The 15864-nt window shown below is 72.9% G+C and carries 14 protein-coding genes; 10 read left to right on the plus strand and 4 right to left on the minus strand.

Going from position 1 to position 15864, the window contains the following annotated elements:
- The first annotated feature begins 63 nt into the window (after positions 1-63).
- The 6 genes from O3X23_RS11745 (at position 64) to O3X23_RS11770 (ending at position 8214) form a co-directional block, all read left to right on the plus strand.
- A complete protein-coding gene (locus O3X23_RS11745; RefSeq protein WP_443047827.1) occupies positions 64-2091 on the plus strand; it encodes a hypothetical protein in 2028 nt (675 codons plus the stop codon).
- A gap of 103 nt (positions 2092-2194) precedes the next feature.
- The gene (locus tag O3X23_RS11750) at positions 2195-3151 is read left to right on the plus strand and encodes an ABC transporter ATP-binding protein (RefSeq protein WP_269271245.1); all 957 of its coding nucleotides are present in this window, start codon (positions 2195-2197) and stop codon (positions 3149-3151) included.
- The gene (locus O3X23_RS11755; protein ID WP_269271246.1) at positions 3148-3888 is read left to right on the plus strand and encodes an ABC transporter permease; all 741 of its coding nucleotides are present in this window, start codon (positions 3148-3150) and stop codon (positions 3886-3888) included. Before O3X23_RS11750 ends, O3X23_RS11755 begins: the two co-directional genes overlap by 4 nt.
- Positions 3889-3967: 79 nt before the next feature.
- The gene (locus O3X23_RS11760) at positions 3968-5161 is read left to right on the plus strand and encodes a sensor histidine kinase (RefSeq protein WP_269271371.1); all 1194 of its coding nucleotides are present in this window, start codon (positions 3968-3970) and stop codon (positions 5159-5161) included.
- Between the two features lie 156 nt (positions 5162-5317).
- A complete protein-coding gene (locus O3X23_RS11765) occupies positions 5318-7549 on the plus strand; it encodes an MMPL family transporter (RefSeq protein ID WP_269271247.1) in 2232 nt (743 codons plus the stop codon).
- A 26-nt stretch (positions 7550-7575) separates the two neighbouring features.
- Entirely contained in the window at positions 7576-8214 is a 639-nt protein-coding gene (locus tag O3X23_RS11770) for a response regulator transcription factor (RefSeq protein ID WP_269271248.1), read from the plus strand.
- A 24-nt stretch (positions 8215-8238) separates the two neighbouring features.
- On the opposite strand, the gene O3X23_RS11775 is transcribed toward O3X23_RS11770, so the two are convergent.
- Together O3X23_RS11775 and O3X23_RS11780 are read right to left on the minus strand one after the other, a co-directional pair.
- Positions 8239-9063, minus strand: a complete 825-nt coding sequence (locus O3X23_RS11775; RefSeq protein WP_269271249.1) for a transglutaminase-like domain-containing protein — start codon at positions 9061-9063, stop codon at positions 8239-8241.
- Positions 9060-10070, minus strand: a complete 1011-nt coding sequence (locus O3X23_RS11780; protein ID WP_269271372.1) for a GNAT family N-acetyltransferase — start codon at positions 10068-10070, stop codon at positions 9060-9062. The genes O3X23_RS11775 and O3X23_RS11780 overlap by 4 nt, the downstream gene beginning before the upstream one ends.
- A gap of 114 nt (positions 10071-10184) precedes the next feature.
- On the opposite strand from O3X23_RS11780, the gene fdxA reads away from it, so the two are divergent.
- Positions 10185-10511, plus strand: coding sequence for a ferredoxin (gene fdxA, locus O3X23_RS11785; RefSeq protein ID WP_138351014.1), 327 nt, complete (start codon positions 10185-10187; stop codon positions 10509-10511).
- A gap of 88 nt (positions 10512-10599) precedes the next feature.
- Entirely contained in the window at positions 10600-11697 is a 1098-nt protein-coding gene (gene dapC / locus O3X23_RS11790) for a succinyldiaminopimelate transaminase (protein ID WP_269271250.1), read from the plus strand.
- Positions 11698-11778: 81 nt separating this feature from the next.
- On the opposite strand, the gene O3X23_RS11795 is transcribed toward dapC, so the two are convergent.
- Together O3X23_RS11795 and O3X23_RS11800 are read right to left on the minus strand one after the other, a co-directional pair.
- Entirely contained in the window at positions 11779-12288 is a 510-nt protein-coding gene (locus O3X23_RS11795) for an ATP-binding protein (protein ID WP_269271251.1), read from the minus strand.
- Between the two features lie 274 nt (positions 12289-12562).
- Positions 12563-13504, minus strand: coding sequence for a heavy metal transporter (locus O3X23_RS11800; protein WP_269271252.1), 942 nt, complete (start codon positions 13502-13504; stop codon positions 12563-12565).
- A 101-nt stretch (positions 13505-13605) separates the two neighbouring features.
- On the opposite strand from O3X23_RS11800, the gene dapE reads away from it, so the two are divergent.
- Together dapE and O3X23_RS11810 are read left to right on the plus strand one after the other, a co-directional pair.
- A complete protein-coding gene (gene dapE / locus O3X23_RS11805; RefSeq protein ID WP_269271253.1) occupies positions 13606-14676 on the plus strand; it encodes a succinyl-diaminopimelate desuccinylase in 1071 nt (356 codons plus the stop codon).
- Between the two features lie 113 nt (positions 14677-14789).
- The gene (locus O3X23_RS11810; protein ID WP_269271254.1) at positions 14790-15863 is read left to right on the plus strand and encodes an alpha/beta hydrolase; all 1074 of its coding nucleotides are present in this window, start codon (positions 14790-14792) and stop codon (positions 15861-15863) included.
- Position 15864: the final 1 nt, after the last annotated feature.

Below are 15864 nucleotides of genomic sequence, written 5' to 3' on the forward strand. Positions count from 1 at the left end.
TGCGCGCTGGCGAGCCGCCTGAGGATGGCCGTGAGGTGGCGAAGCTAACCGGGAGAGCCTGCTTTGAGTCGTGAAACTGACAGTTCGTCCTCCGGGAACCAGGGGGGGCGCGGCGGAGCCGCGTACCCGTCGGGAACTCCGCCGTACGGAACCCGCCCGTTTCCGTCGCTGCACCCGCAGGAGGGGTCGCAGGACGGCGACGCCGCGCCCGAGGCACCGGCACCGCCGGCTGCCGAGGAGCCCAGGACCGAGACCACGATGACCACCCGGATCCGGATCAACATCCCCGGGTCCCGGCCGATCCCGCCGCTGGTCATGCGCACCCCCGTCGAGGACCGCACGCCGGCCCCGGCACCGTCCGGCGAGGCCGACCCGGGCCGTCCGGCGTCCAGTTGGAACGCCGTGCCGGCGCCCGGGCCGGCCGCCGAGCCGGCCGGGGAACCCGAGCCGGACGCGGCCCCCGGGGCGGAGCGGACCAGCGACTGGTTCGCCCCCCGCAAGGCCTCCGCGGCGGCGCCGCCCCCGGCGCCGGACGGCACCCAGCCGATGAACCTCTCGGAGCTGCAGTTCCCCGACGACGGCCGGGAGCCCCGCCCGGGGCCCCGCCCCGACGCCGGCGGGCAGCCGACGGCGGGCCCGTACCTGGCGCCGCCGATGGGCACCCCGCTGGGCGGCGCGGGAGCGGCGTCCGCGAACCGCGACGACACCCCGTGGCCCGGCACCAACCCGCTGACGCCGCAGGACCCCGTGTTCAGCGACCCGTCCTACTCCAATCCCGGCTACGCCGACCCGGAGTTCAACGGCCCGCCGTTCGGACCGGGCGGAGCGCCCGGCGAGGGCGGCCGCACCGCGCCCTTCCCCGCCTACCAGCCGCCCGCGGGCCAGTCCCCGCAGGGCCCGGCGGGACCCACCACCGGCCCGGTGACCGGCGCGGCACGGCTGCCGCTCGCGGGCCAGGCCGCTCCCGGCGCGGCCCCCGGTGCTCCCGCGGCCCCCGGTTCCCCCGGTGGCCGGGTGTCGGGTGACACGCTGGTCAGCGGTATCCCGACGGTGCCCGCCGGCCCCAGGACACCGAAGCCGCCGGCCGCGGGCGAGGACTCGTACCGCTTCGAGGCGGACAGCACCCCGGCGCCCAAGGGCCGCTCCAAGGTGCTCCTGACAGGCGGCCTCCTGGTCTTCCTCGCGGGCGTCGCCTACGGCGCGGGCCTGCTGATGAACCACGCGGAAGTGCCCAAGGGCACCACCGTCCTCGGCGTCGACATCGGCGGGAAGTCCCGTGACGAGGCCGTCAAGGCGCTCGACGCGAAGCTCGGCTCCCGCGTCACCGCCCCGATCAAGGTGAAGGTCGGCGGCCGGACGCTGGAGCTCAAGCCCTCCGTGGCGGGCCTGTCGATCGACAACCTGGCCACCGTCCGCTCCGTCGCGCACACCGACTACAACCCGGTCTCGGTGATCGGCTCGCTGCTCGGCGGGGCGCGGCCGGCGGAACCGGTGATGATCGAGGACGACGAGAAGCTGAAGTCCGCGCTGCAGAACCTGTCCAAGCAGGCGGGCGGCGGATCCGGCTCCGAGGGCATGGTGAAGTTCGTCAACGGCAAGGCCGTCGGCGTACCGGGCACCCCCCGGCAGGCGGTCGACGTCGACAGCTCGATGAAGAAGATCATCGAGGCGTACCGGACGCGCGCCGAGACGGGCCGCGACCAGCCGGTGGAGCTGACCTCCACGACGGTGCAGCCCAAGGTCACCAAGGCGCAGCTCGACGAGGCGATCGCCGGCTTCGGCAAGACCGCGATGGCCGGGACCGTCACCGTGAAGACCGACGGCTCGCACAAGGTCCCGTTCGGCCCGAACAAGTCGCTGCCCAAGTTCCTGACGATGGTCGCGGACGCGGACGGCAAGCTCCAGCCCTCCTTCGACCTGGCCGTGCTCAAGGACCTGTACGGCAAGGCGTTCAACGGCGAGCTGATCTTGCGGGACACCGGCATGAAGACCGCCGTCACCCCGAAGGACGTCGCCGACGCGATGCTGCCGGCGCTGAACTCGCCGGACCAGTCGAAGAAGACCGTGGTGATCCCGCACGTGGTGAAGTAGCACCTCGAGCACCTCGAGCGGGTCGTCCGCATGACATCTGTCATGCGGAAGACACGAGGTCCGGCACTGCCGGGAGGCCCCGCCGCTCCGCGAGGCTGATGCCATGACCGCACCAGCCGTACAGACCGCGCCCGGCGGGCCCGCCACCGGCGGACCCGTGGTCGGGTTCAGCGGCGTGAACAAGAGCTTCGGCCCTGTGCACGCCGTCGCCGACCTCACCCTGACCCTGCACCCCGGCGAGACCGTGGCCCTGCTCGGTCCCAACGGGGCCGGCAAGTCCTCGGCCCTGGACCTGCTCCTCGGGCTGCGCAACCCCGACTCCGGCACCGTCGAGGTCTTCGGCACCACCCCGGCGCAGGCCATCGCACGGGGCCGGGTCGGCGCGATGCTGCAGAGCGGCGGCCTCATGGAGGACGTGACGGTCCGGGAGATCATCTCCCTCGCCTGCGCGCTGCACCCCCGCGCCTACCCGGTGGACGAGGTGCTGGCCACCGCCGACATCTCCGACATCTCCGGGCGCAAGGTCAACAAGCTCTCCGGCGGCCAGGAGCAGCGGGTCCGCTTCGCCCTCGCCACCGCGGGCGACAACGACCTGATCGTGCTCGACGAGCCGACCGTCGGGATGGACGTCACCGCCCGACAGGCGTTCTGGGCGACGATGCGCCGCCGGGTCGACGAGGGGCGCACGGTGCTCTTCGCCACCCACTACCTGGAGGAGGCGGACGCGATCGCGGACCGCGTCCTGGTGCTGCACCGCGGGCGGCTCATCGCCGACGGCACCGCGGCCGAGATCAAGGCACGGGCCGGCGCCCGCCGGATCACCTTCGACCTCCAGGGGACGATCGACGAGCCGGCCCTCGGGGCGCTGCCGCACCTGGTGGGCGTCGAGGTGTCGGGGGCCACCGTCCGTATCCGTTCCGACGACGCCGACGCGACGATGCACGCGGTCTACGGCCTGGGGCTCTATCCCCGCAACCTCGAAGTCGCGGGGCTCGGCCTGGAGCAGGCGTTCCTGGCCATCACCGACGCGGCGTCCGCCGAGGGGGCGGAAGAGCGATGAAGACCCTGATCAAGCTGGAGATCCTGCGCGTCCTCCGCAACAAGAAGTTCATGTTCTTCTCGGTGATCTATCCGCCGCTGCTCTTCCTGATCATCACGGCGGGTACCGATCCGGAGTCGAAGGTGCCCGGCACCGACCTGTCGATGGTCGCGTACTTCATGGTCGCGATGTCCGCGTTCGGCGCCATGACGGCCGTCCTGATGGGCAACGCCGAGCGGATCGCCCGGGAGCGCGAGAAGGGCTGGGTGCGCCAGTTGCGGCTGACCGCGCTGCCCGGCCGGGGGTACGTCACCGCCAAGATCGCCTCGGCGGCCACCATCAGCCTGCCGTCGATCCTGCTCGTCATGATCGTCGGCGCTGCCGTGAAGCAGGTGCGGCTCGACGCCTGGCAGTGGATCGCGATCCTGCTGTGCAGCTGGGCCGGCAGCTTCGTCTTCGCGGCGCTCGGGGTGGCCATCGGCTATGTCGCGTCCGCGGACGTCGCCCGGCCGATCTCGATGATCGCCTACTTCGCGCTGGCGCTGCTCGGCGGCCTGTGGGTGCCCTTCTCGTCCTTCCCGCAGTGGATGCAGGACATCGCGCAGTACCTGCCGGCCCGCCCCTACGCGGCGCTCGGCCAGGCCGTCGAGCTCGGCGACGCCCCGCACCTGAAGGACATCGCGATCCTGCTGGTCTACCTGCTGGTCTTCGCGGGCGGCGCGGCCTACCTGTACCGCAAGGACACCCAGAAGGCGTGACATCGTGAAGCCCGTGAACGGTCCGGACGGCGCCCGCGCCGCGTGGCGCGAGGAACTGGAGGCCGCGGACTCCACCTCCATGGGCCGCGTGCCCGACAACCGCCGGCAGGCGGTGGTCAAGCTGCTGTGGATCTCCATCTGGATGCTCTACCTGGGCGCCCCGCTGGACGATCTGGTGCACGGCGGCCACGGGGCCGTCGTGGTCGTGCCGGCCTCGCTGGGCCTCGCGGGCTTCGTCATCGCCTATCTGGCGCTGGTCTTCCTGCGCACCAACACCGAGGAGCAGGAGCGCTGGGTCCACTGGGTGCTGGGCGTCCTCGCCGTTCTGGCGCTGGTGACCTCGGCCACCCTGGGCAAGCCCTGGCTGGTGCTCTTCGTCTACGTCTCGGTGGTGTGCGGGGCGGTGCTGCCGTCGACGTGGTCCCGCTGGCTGATCCCGGCCACCACGGGCGCCCTCGCCCTCGTCGGCTCCTTCGTCGACACCGCGGGGGACCTCTTTCCCGCACTGCTGATCCCCTGCCTCCTCGGCGGGTTCGCGATGGTGGGCATCCGGCACCTCGTCCAGACGATGCGCGCGCTGCGCGAGGCGCGGGAGACCGTGGCGCAGCTCGCCGCGACCGAGGAGCGGCTGCGGCTCGCCCGCGATCTGCACGATCTGCTCGGCCACTCGCTGTCCTTGATCACGCTCAAGAGCGAGCTGGCCGGCCGGATGCTGCCGGACCGGCCGGAGGACGCCGCGCAGCAGGTCGCCGACATCGAGAAGGTCAGCCGCCAGGCGCTCGTCGACGTCCGGGAGGCGGTGAGCGGCTACCGCCGCCCGACGCTGGCGACCGAACTGGCCGGCGCCCGCATCGCGCTGGCCGCCGCCGGGATCGTCGCGGAGTTCCCCGTCGAGCTGCCGCCCACCGCGGCCGCGCCGGCCGACGGCCCGACCCCGCCGTCACTCGCCCCGGACACCGAGTCCGCGCTGGCCTGGGCACTTCGCGAAGCGATCACCAACGTCATCCGGCACAGCGGCGCCACCCGCTGCGTGATCGCCCTCGCCGAGCGGTCCGACGGCGGCGCCGGCACGTTCGTCCTCACCGTCACGGACAACGGCCACGGGCCCGCCGACGGTCCCGGCGGCCCCGGCAACGGCCTCTCCGGGCTGGAGGAGCGCCTGCTGCTCGCGGGCGGCGGCCTCTCCACCGGCCCGGCGGCCCCCGGCGGCTTCACGCTCAGCGCGAGCGTGCCGCGCCGCTCGCCCGTGGTGACGCTCCCACCTCTCGCCTGACCTGGCGCGCGGCTGCGGGGTACCCCCCGTTCGGCCGTGCGCCGGTTTCCCCCGGGGCTCCGTCGGCTACCTATCTCCCGCCGAGGACCGCGTCGGCCGGGCGCGAGGTCGCCGATCGCCGATCGCCGTTCGCATCCCAGGTTCCAGGGAGAACGCATGGCTTCACCACGTGCCACGAACGCCGGCCCGGGGCCCGGCGCCGCGCGAGCGGGAGCGTTGCGCAGGCTCGGTGAGTGGTGCGCCCGGCATTTCGTCGTGGTCATCATCGTCTGGCTGGTCGCCCTGGCCGGACTGCACGTCCTGCAGAACACGGTCGGCGGCACCTACTCGGACGACTTCTCGCTGCCGGGCACCCAGTCGAACACCGGCCAGCAGGTGCTGCAGAAGAACGCCCCGGCCTCCAGCGGCACCGCCGGCCAGGTGGTCCTGCACGACTCCAAGGGCCCGCTGACCGGTGTCTCGGACCAGATCGACCAGACCGTCACCGCTCTGCAGAAGGTCCCGCACGTGACCTCCGTGGTGAGTCCGCTGTCGGCCTCGCCGTCCGCACCGCCGACCGGCGCGATCTCCCAGAGCGGGACGATCGGCTACATCACGGTCCGCTTCGACAGCAATCCCACGTCGCTGGGCGAGTCCCTCATCGACAACGTCGACGGCGCGGTCGCCCCGCTGCGGGCCGCGGGCGTGGACGTCGAGTACGGCGGCCCCCTCGGTGAGGCCGCCCGGCCCGACACCAAGGACTTCACCAGCGAGGCCATCGGGTTCGCCGTCGCGGTGGTCGTCCTGCTGGTGGGCTTCGGCAGCGCCATCGCCGCCGGCCTGCCGCTCCTCAGCGCGCTGATCGCGGTGATCGTCGGGCTGAGCTGCCTGAGCCTGCTGGCGGCCGCCTTCACCTTCGCGAGCGTCTCGCCGACCCTGGCCACGATGATCGGGCTCGGCGTGGGCATCGACTACGCGCTGTTCCTGATCACCCGCTACCGCCAGCTGGTGATGGACGGCGACGATCCCCCCACCGCGGCGGGCCGGGCCGTGGCCACCAGCGGCCGGGCGGTCCTGGTCTCCGGCTGCACGGTGATCGTCGCGCTGGCCGGCCTGTACGTGTCGCGGGTCGGCTTCATCGGCAAGCTGGGCGTGGCGGCAGCCGTGACGGTGGTCACGGCGGTGATCGGCGCGCTCACCCTGGTCCCGGCGCTGCTCGGACTGATCGGCCGCCGGATCGACCGCTTCACCGTCCGCAAAGCCGTCGCGGAGGGCACCGAGGGTCTCGACGGCGAGGCGCAGGGCGGCTGGCACCGGTACGCCCAGCGGGTGGAACGCCGCCCCTGGTGGTTCCTGCTCGGCGGGGTGGTGGTGATCGCGATCCTGGCGATCCCGCTGCTGTCGATCCGGCTCGGCCATATCGACGACGGCGCCGATCCGACCTCCTTCACCGACCGGCGGGCGTTCGACCTGATCAGCGAGGGCTTCGGGCCCGGTGCCAACGGCCCGCTGACCGTCGTGGTCGACCAGACCGACGTTCCGGCCGCCGACCGGGCGGCGCTGGCCACCTCGGTGCAGAAGGCGCTCACCGGCGTGCCCGGCGCGGCCAGCATCAGCCCCCCGCAGCCCACCAGCAACGGGCAGGTGCTGATCTCCACCGCGATCTCCCAGACCGCCCCGCAGGACGCGGGCACCACCGATCTCGCCAACCGGCTCACGGACGACGTGCTGCCGAAGGCGGTCTCGGGCACCGCCGCCGCCGCGTACCTGACCGGGACGACCGCCGCCCAGGTGGACTTCCTGGACCTCATCTCCGCACGGCTGCCGCTGATCATCGCGGTGGTGGTGGGGCTGGCCTTCCTCATCATCCTGACCGTGTTCCGCGGTCTGCTGGTCGCGCTCAAGGCCGCCGCGCTCAACCTGCTGTCGATCGCCGCCTCGTACGGGGTGGTGGTCGCCGTGTTCCAGTGGGGCTGGGGCGGTCCGGCGCTCGGGGTCAACGGCACGGTCCCGATCGAGAGCTACGTCCCGATGATGATGTTCGCCATCGTCTTCGGGCTCAGCATGGACTACGAGGTGTTCCTGCTCTCGCGGGTGCACGAGGCGTGGGAGCGCACCGGCGACAGCAAGGGCAGCGTCGCGCACGGTCTGGAGATCACCGCCCGGGTGATCACCTGCGCCGCGCTGATCATGGTGAGCGTCTTCGCCGCGTTCATCCTCAGCGACAACATCGTGATCAAGATGCTGGGGCTGGGCCTGGCGGTGAGCGTGCTGATCGACGCCACCATCGTCCGGCTCCTGCTGGTGCCGGCGGTCATGACGCTGCTCGGCCGGCACGCGTGGTGGATGCCGCGCTGGCTCGACCGGGTCCTGCCGCACGTGAACGCCGAGGGCACGGCGGCGGCCTGACGGCGGAGCGGCCCTACTCTGACGGTATGACCCAGGCCAGTGGCGAGCCCCCCGCGCGGAACGTACGAGTCCTCCTCGCCGACGACCAGTCGATGGTGCGGGAAGCGCTGGCCACGCTGCTGGGCCTGGAGGACGACATCGAGGTGGTCGCCCAGGTCGCCCGCGGCGACGAGGTGCTGGCGGCGGCCCGCGCGCACCGGCCCGACGTGGCGCTGCTCGACATCGAGATGCCCGGCCTGACCGGGATCGAGGCGGCGGCGCGCCTGCGCCAGGCGCTGCCGGACATCAGGATCGTGATCGTGACGACGTTCGGCCGCCCCGGGTACCTGCGCCGCGCGATGGAGTCCGGCGCCGAGGCGTTCCTCGTCAAGGACGCCCCGGCGTCCCAGCTGGCCGACGCGGTGCGGCGGGTGCTGCGCGGGGAGCGCGTCATCGACCCGACGCTCGCGGCGGCGGCCCTGGCCGACGGGGCGGACCCGCTGACCGCCCGGGAGCGGGACGTGCTGCGGGCGGCGGCGGACGGTTCGGTGAACGCGGAGGTCGCGCGGAGCCTGCGACTGTCCGAGGGCACGGTCCGCAACTACCTCTCGACGGCGATCCAGAAGACGGGCGCCCGCAACCGGGCGGAAGCGGTGCGCATCGCCCGCGAGAAGGGCTGGCTGTAGCCACTCCCTCCTCGAAGTGGCGTCTCAGTTCAGCTGGGCGCGCGCCGATCTGGCCTGGCGCTGGATGCTCTCCGAGGTCTGCGGGTCGATGATGTGCAGCATGTCCGCGTAGGCCTCCATCTCGGACGCTCCCCGCAGGAAGTCGCCCCGCCGCACGAGGAGCTGGGCGCGCTCGTAGCGCAGCCGGGCCGGGTGCCGGGGGAGCAGCAGGGCGAGTTCCACGGCCCACAGCTGCACGCCGGTCTCCTCCGGCCGGGCGGCCGCCCAGGCGCGGATGTTGTTGAGCACCCGCAGCACGATGTCGAGCGGGTCGGCGGGCACCAGCATCCCCGGCGTCAGCGGGGCGCCGGTCGCACCCGCGACGAGCAGCTCGGTGTCGTCGGAGGTGAGCACCCGGCCGCCGCGGAACGGGTCGGCGAGCACGAAGTGCCCGGCGGGATCACCCAGCCCCACGACGAAGTGGCCGGGCAGCGCCACCCCGTACACCGGCGCGCCGGCCCGCCGGCCGACCTCGATCCAGACCACCGACAGCAGGATCGGCAGACCGCGCCGCCGCCGCAGCACCTCGTGCAGCAGCGAGGACTCCAGCCGCCCGTAGTCGGCGGGCAGGCCGGCGAAGCCGCAGGTGCCGCCGAGGAGCGCGGACAGCGCGCGGGCCCAGTCATCGGGCGTCCCGAGGCCGTAGGGCAGCATCCCGGCCAGCCGGTCGAGTTCGATCTGCGCCGCGTCCAGTCCGTTCTGGCCGAACTCCGGGTCGGCCTCCGCGCCGATCAGCAGGCACAGCTCCGCGAGGTCGGGCCGCTCCTCGCGGGCCGCCTCCGCGAAGCGCTCACGCCACTGGCCCGTCACGGCGACGGCCGGCGGTAGTGGTAGCCGTGGTGGGTGGTGAACCCCATCCGGTCGTACAGCACCCGCGCGGCGTCGTTGTCCGCCTCGACCTGGAGGTACCCGAACGACGCGCCCTCCTCGACCGCCCGGCGGGCCAGTGCGGCCATGACCGCGGTGGCGAGCCCCTGCCGCCGGAACGCCGGTTCGACCTCGACGGCCCCGAACAGCGCCCACCGGCCGTCCACCACGCCGCGCCCGATCGCGCCGGGAGCGGTGGCGAACCAGACGGAGGGCCCGCCGAGCACGACGGCGAGCGCCTGCTCCGCCAGGTCACCCGTGCGGTGGTACGACGCGAGCCAGGTATCCCCGGGCTCCCGGGTCAGCGTGACGGCGTCCGCGCCGGGCAGTTCCGCGAGCGGGGCGAGGGGCGCGGTGCGGACCAGGGTGTCGGCCTCCCGGAGCCAGCCGCGGCGGTCCAGCTCCGCGGCGAGCGGCGCGTCGTCGGGGATCTGGAGGTACGGCGTCGTGCCGCGTTCGCCGTACCAGCGCACGACGAACTCCAGCGCCTCGCCCAGCGGCACCTGGGGGTCACCGTGCGCGAGCACGGAGTTGGCGCGCCGGGTGAAGCCCTCCCGTCGCCCGCCACCACCCTTCCGGGGAAGCGCTCCGCGCACCTGCTCCTCCGTCGACCGGAGCGTCCACTCGCCGAGCCGTTCCTGCTCCGTCGCCGGCCAGGCGCGCGACGCCACCTCCTGGAGTTCCGCCGGGCCGGCCCGGGCGCTGCGGCGAACCGGAGCGGGGGGCACCACTTTGCCTGCGACCAGCGCGGACTCCTCGATCCGGACGGTTTCGCCGTCCCGCCGAGTGACGCACACCACGCCGCGATCCCACGATGCGAGAACACCGAGAGTGTCGCTGAACGTAGGCTGCCCGTCAGCGATCTCCAGTACCCGCCGTACCGACACGCGTTTTCCCACGTCAGCAGGGCTGATGCGGACCACGAGCCGTCCTGTGGCGGCAAAATCCATAGTCATCAGTGCCCCTCTTGTTCGTCTCATGCCCAGGAACGGAGATACTAGGGGCGGGCATCGACGACGCCGCGCTCCCGCGCGAGATGAGCCCTACCGAGGAGGAACGACAGCGTGACCTACGTCATCGCGCAGCCTTGTGTCGACGTCAAGGACAAGGCGTGTATCGAAGAGTGCCCGGTCGACTGCATCTACGAGGGCTCCAGGTCCTTGTACATCCACCCGGACGAATGCGTCGACTGCGGCGCCTGTGAGCCGGTCTGCCCGGTTGAGGCCATCTTCTACGAGGACGACACCCCGGAGGAGTGGAAGGACTACTACAAGGCGAATGTGGAGTTCTTCGACGAGCTCGGATCGCCCGGTGGCGCCTCGAAGCTCGGCCTGATCGAGCGTGACCACCCCTTCATCGCCGCGCTGGAACCGCAGAACCAGCCCGGCTGATCACGACCGCACGACGCTTCGGTCCCGTACGGGGAGGCTTCCGTACGGGACCGGTGTCGTTCTCCAGTCCAGGAAAGTGAGCACCAGCGTGGCGCCAGTCTCCGACCGTCTCCCCGTTTTCCCCTGGGACCGGCTAGAGCCGTACAAGGCCGCGGCCGCCGCACACGCCGACGGCATCGTCGACCTGTCGGTGGGCACCCCCGTGGACCCGGTCCCGGCCGTGATCCGCAGGGCGCTGTCCGCGGCGGCGGACAGCCCCGGCTACCCGCTGACGTACGGCACCGGACCGCTGCGGGACGCCATCGCGGAGTACCTGCGGGACCGGCTCGGCATCGCGGGCGCACAGCCGGCGAACGTGCTGCCGCTGATCGGCTCCAAGGAGCTGGTGGGCTGGCTGCCGACGCTGCTGGGGCTGCGCGAGGGCGACCAGGTCGCCTACCCGGAGCTGGCCTACCCGACGTACGAGATCGGGGCGCTCGTCGCCCGCGCCGAGCCCGTGACGTACGCCGACCCGGTCGCCGATCTCGACCCGGCGCGCGTCCGGCTGCTCTGGCTCAACACGCCGTCGAACCCGACCGGCCGGGTGCTGGACGCCGCTGAGCTGCGCCGCATCGTGGAGTGGGCGCGCGAGCACGGCATCCTCGTCGTCTCCGACGAGTGCTACATCGAGCTGGGCTGGGACGCCGCCCCGGTCTCGGTCCTGCACCCCGACGTGTGCGGTGGCAGCCACGACGGGCTGGTCGCCGTCCACTCGCTCTCCAAGCGCTCGAACTTCGCCGGGTACCGGGGTGCGTTCCTGGCCGGGGACGCGGGCGTCGTCAAGGAGCTGCTGGGGGTGCGCAAGCACACCGGCATGATCGTCCCGGCGCCGGTGCAGGCCGCGATGATCGCCGCGCTCGGCGACACCGAGCACGCCGAGGTGCAGAAGGAGCGCTACGCCCGGCGGCGGGCCGTGCTGCGGACCGCCTTCGAGGCCGCCGGATTCCGCATCGAGCACAGCGAGGCCAGCCTCTACCTGTGGGCCACCCGGGGGGAGTCCTGCTGGGACACCGTCGGCGACCTGGCCAAGCAGGGCATCCTGGTCGCGCCGGGCGAGTTCTACGGGCCGAAGGGCGCGTCCTTCGTACGGGTCGCGTTCACCGCGCTCGACGAGCGGGTGGACGCCGCGGTACGCCGGCTGGCCTGAGCCGGCCCGGCATTCCCGGACAGCGGGAAGGGCCCCGGGGAGCGCGCGCTCCCCGGGGCCCTTCCCATGCCGGCGCCGTGATCAGCCGATGGGCAGGCCGTTGAGCGGCAGTCCGCTGGTCGGCAGCGCGTTCGTCGGGAGGGAGCTGACCGGGAGGGCGCTCGTCGACGGGAGCGAGGGGCCGCCGGGCAGGCTGGAGACCGGGAGGGTCTCGGCGCCGGGCAGGCCGGCGTCGCCCACGGACTTGGCGGTCGAGCCGAGGAGGTCGCCGGTGGAGCCCGCGGCGTCGCCCGTGACCTTCTGGGCGGCCGGGGCAGCGGTCCTGCCGGTGCCGCCGACGGTCCTGCCCGCGGCCGGGACGGCCGTCCGCACGGTCTTGCTGCCGGCCTCGGTGGCCGCGCCGCTGGCCTGCTGGGAGGCGCCGTCGAGGGCGTTGCCGAGGCTCGCGCCGTCAAGGTTGGTCAGTCCACCCAGGTCAGCCGTCTGCGGCAGCCCGGCGGCCGAAGCGGCGCCGGCGCCCAGCAGGGGAGCCGCGGCCGCGCCGATCAGGAGGGCGGCACGGGCGATCCGACGCGAAAGGGGGAGGGACATAGTGCTCCTTTTACGGAGGGGGGAGGGGGCCTGTCCGCTGGCGGACGTGCTGACTACCGCTCCAGGAGCCCGAAAGTTGCGGTCGTTCGAGGTAAAGAGTTGGTAATGCGTCGCATAATAGTGCTCCGGCAAAAGCGGCCATTCCGGTCACGTCGAGAACGGGTGAAGAAACGTCACATCGCGGGCGCGGCAAGGGAATTGGCGACCGGTCGAGGGAATTGCCCGCCCTCGGGGTTCGGCGCGGTGGCCATGCCCCTGCGGGTGACGCGCCGCACTATTGCGCGACCGTGATCCGCACGTCTCCGTCGGCCCGCTCGGCCGCACTGGTGTCGGACTTCTGCCAGCCCTTGCCGGAATCGGCCGCGCGCCACTGCTTGTCCTGGAACGAGACCTTCTCGACCTTCAGGTCGGTGGAGTGCGCCACCGCCCACTGCGCCAACTCCCAGCCGCGGCGCTTCCCGTCCCCCTCCGCCGTGCCCCCGGCAGGGGCCGACGGCACCTGGACGGTCCGCTCGCGCGCCGTGCCGCCGCCGGCCCTGCCCTCGGCCGGGCGCGGGGCGACCTGCGGTCCGAACTCGCGGGCCAGCTGCTTGCGGACCTGCGCGGTGTCGCCCGTCGCGACGGCCTCGCCCGAGGCCCGGGTGCAGTTGAGCGCGCCGGGCTGCCGGCCGGTCAGCGCCGAGGTCAGCAGGGCCGCGTCCGTCTCGTGCTTCGCGTACGCCTGGGGGAAGCCGCTCTTCTGCACCCGCTGGGCGGCCACGGTCAGCGGCAGCCGCGAGTAGCCCTCGATCTTCACCAGCCCGTCGAAGAACTCGTTCGTGGCGTGCACCGGGTCCATGATCTGCTGCGGGGTGCCCCAGCCCTGCGAGGGCCGCTGCTGGAACAGGCCGAGCGAATCCCGGTCGCCGTGATCGAGATTGCGGAGCATCGACTCCTGCATCGACGTGGCCAGCGCTATCGTCAGCGCCCGCTCCGGCAGGCTCCTGGACGTCGCGACCGCGGCGATCGTCGAGGCGTTCGCCGCTTGCTGCGGTTCGAGGTCCAGGGTGTTGCCGTCCGCCTCGACCGTGCACCCGGCGTGCTGCGCGCGGTTCTCGACGACGTAGTAGGCGCCGTACCCGGCGATCCCGAGCAGGACGAGGCCCGCGACGGCCAGCCGGAGTCGGCGGCCGTGCCGGCGAGGGTGCCGCTCCGGGGTCGGCGAGGGCTCGGACATGACGCCCACCGTACCCAAACACCGCTCCGGAGCCTCGAACGTCTGCACCGGACGCGCACACGTCGCGGGCCGGCGGCGGTACCGCCGGTAGGGTCGGGGCCATGACCGCAAGCCCGCTCGACCTCAGCCAGGATGCCGCCGCCGTCACGGCGCAGCTCGTGGACATCCCCTCCGTCAGCCTCGCCGAGAAGGCGCTGGCCGACATCGTGGACGAGGCGCTGCGCGCCCTTCCGCACCTGACCGTGGACCGGGACGGGGACGCGGTGGTGGCGCGGACCCACCTGGGCCGCGCCGAGCGGGTGGTGCTCGCCGGGCACCTGGACACGGTGCCGATCGCGGACAACCTGCCCTCCCGGCTCGACGCCGACGGACTGCTGTGGGGCTGCGGCACCACCGACATGAAGTCCGGCCTCGCCGTCCAGTTGCGCCTCGCCGCGACCCTGCCGGAGCCCAACCGCGACCTCACCTTCGTCTTCTACGACGCCGAGGAGATCGCCGCCCAGTTCAACGGCCTCAAGCGGCTCGTGGAGAAGCACCCCGAGTGGCTGGCCGGCGACTTCGCGGTGCTCCTGGAGCCCACCGACGCCCAGGTGCACGGCGGCTGCCAGGGCACCCTGCGGGTCAGGGTGCAGACCACCGGCCGCCGGGCGCACTCCGCGCGCAGCTGGCTCGGTGAGAACGCCATCCACAAGGCCGCGCCGATCCTCGCCCGGCTGGCGGCGTACGAGCCCCGCCGGGTCGTCATCGACGGGCTGGTCTACCCCGAGGGCCTGAACGCGGTGATGATCGAGGGCGGGCACGCCGGGAATGTGATTCCCGACACGTGCGCGGTGATCGTCAACTACCGGTTCTCGCCCGATCAGACCGAGGCCGAGGCGCTCGCGCACGTCAACGAGGTCTTCGAGGGATTCGAGGTCGTGCCCACCGACAGCGCGCCCGGCGCGCTGCCCGGTCTCTCCCAGCCGGCCGCCGCCGCGTTCGTCGCGGCCATCGGAACCGAGCCCTTCGGCAAGGAATCCTGGACCGACGTGGCCCGCTTCTCCGCGCTGGGCATCCCGGCGGTGAACTACGGCCCCGGCAATCCCAAGCTGGCCCACACCCGCGAGGAGAACGTGTCGGTGGCCGCCGTCCTGGAGGCCGAGGAGCGGCTGCGGGCCTGGCTCACCGCCTGACGGCCCGGCCGGGGGCGGGGGCCCACGGGAACCGCGCGGGCCGTAATCGGCGTGATGTTCCCGCCATGGTGTGATCGGATGACCGATCGTGCGGGGGGAAAGAAGGCCGTTCCATGGGACTGACCAGTCCGCTGTTCTTCGTGGTGCTCATCGTCGCGGCCGTGGCGGCCGTGGCGGGGGCCGTGCTGCTCTGGGGACGCGTGCCCGGCCCCCGGCTGATCCGGCTGCCCGCCCGCGTCGGGATGATCGTGGTGTGCCAGCTGACGGCCGTCTTCGTGGTGATGGCCGGGGTGAACAACCAGTACGGCTTCTACGCCTCCTGGGACGACCTGCTGGGCGGCGGCAGCGGCAGCATGAACACCAACGCGAAGCACAAGGCGCCGCCGCCGGGACCGGCGCAGCTGACGGTGAAGTTCGACGCGTACGCGCAGGGGTTCCGCAAGGCGGACGTGCACGGCTCGAAGTCCGGCGCGTCGGGGGACGTCATGGTCTGGACGCCGCCGCAGTACGACAAGAAGGAGTACGCGAACACCCGCTTCCCGGTGATCGTGGTGCTGCACGGCCTGCCCGGCAGCCCGCGCAGCTTCCTGCGCGCGATGCGGCTCGGCCAGATCATGGAGCGCCAGATCGCCGAGGGCAAGGCCGAGCCCGCCATCCTCGTGCTGCCGACGATCACGCCGAAGGGCGCCAAGGCCGGCTGCACCGACGCGCCGAACCGGGGCAAGGGCGGCACCTGGCTCGCCCAGGACGTCCCCGACGTGGTCGCGCACAACTTCCGTACGCTGCCCGCCCCGAGCGGCTGGGCGGTGATGGGCATATCGACCGGCGGCTACTGCGCCGCGCGGCTCACCCTGGACTACCCCAAGCGGTACGTGGCGGGCGCCGCGCTGGCCCCCGACAACCCCGCCGAGGGCCCCCGCTCGCCGCTGTGGCTGGCGCACAACACCCAGCCGAACGTGGACCTCCTGGTGGGATCGAGCACGCAGGACCCCGAGAGCCCGCCGCGGTTCGCCGACTGGCTCGGGCACGCGGTCCACACGCCGACGACGGTCACCCCCATGCTGCTGGACACCGGTGGCCACAACTGGAAGACGTGGGGGCGGATGGTCCCTGAAGCGCTCACGTGGGTGAGCAGCCATCTGGAGGCGCCGCGCGTTGTGCCGCTGGCCAGCCCTGACGCACCGTGAT

It is taken from the genome of Streptomyces sp. H39-S7 (assembly GCF_027158205.1).
Taxonomy (GTDB): Bacteria; Actinomycetota; Actinomycetes; order Streptomycetales; family Streptomycetaceae; genus Actinacidiphila.

What these genes read in the sequence shown, in the direction of transcription:
- O3X23_RS11750 (WP_269271245.1), top strand. Translation starts at nt 2,195, where the DNA reads ATGACCGCACCAGCCGTACAGACCGCGCCCGGCGGGCCCGCCACCGGC.
- O3X23_RS11755 (WP_269271246.1), top strand. Translation starts at nt 3,148, where the DNA reads ATGAAGACCCTGATCAAGCTGGAGATCCTGCGCGTCCTCCGCAACAAG.
- O3X23_RS11760 (WP_269271371.1), top strand. Translation starts at nt 3,968, where the DNA reads ATGGGCCGCGTGCCCGACAACCGCCGGCAGGCGGTGGTCAAGCTGCTG.
- O3X23_RS11765 (WP_269271247.1), top strand. Translation starts at nt 5,318, where the DNA reads ATGGCTTCACCACGTGCCACGAACGCCGGCCCGGGGCCCGGCGCCGCG.
- O3X23_RS11770 (WP_269271248.1), top strand. Translation starts at nt 7,576, where the DNA reads ATGACCCAGGCCAGTGGCGAGCCCCCCGCGCGGAACGTACGAGTCCTC.
- O3X23_RS11780 (WP_269271372.1), bottom strand. Translation starts at nt 10,070, where the DNA reads ATGGATTTTGCCGCCACAGGACGGCTCGTGGTCCGCATCAGCCCTGCT.
- O3X23_RS11795 (WP_269271251.1), bottom strand. Translation starts at nt 12,288, where the DNA reads ATGTCCCTCCCCCTTTCGCGTCGGATCGCCCGTGCCGCCCTCCTGATC.
- O3X23_RS11800 (WP_269271252.1), bottom strand. Translation starts at nt 13,504, where the DNA reads ATGTCCGAGCCCTCGCCGACCCCGGAGCGGCACCCTCGCCGGCACGGC.
- dapE (WP_269271253.1), top strand. Translation starts at nt 13,606, where the DNA reads ATGACCGCAAGCCCGCTCGACCTCAGCCAGGATGCCGCCGCCGTCACG.
- O3X23_RS11810 (WP_269271254.1), top strand. Translation starts at nt 14,790, where the DNA reads ATGGGACTGACCAGTCCGCTGTTCTTCGTGGTGCTCATCGTCGCGGCC.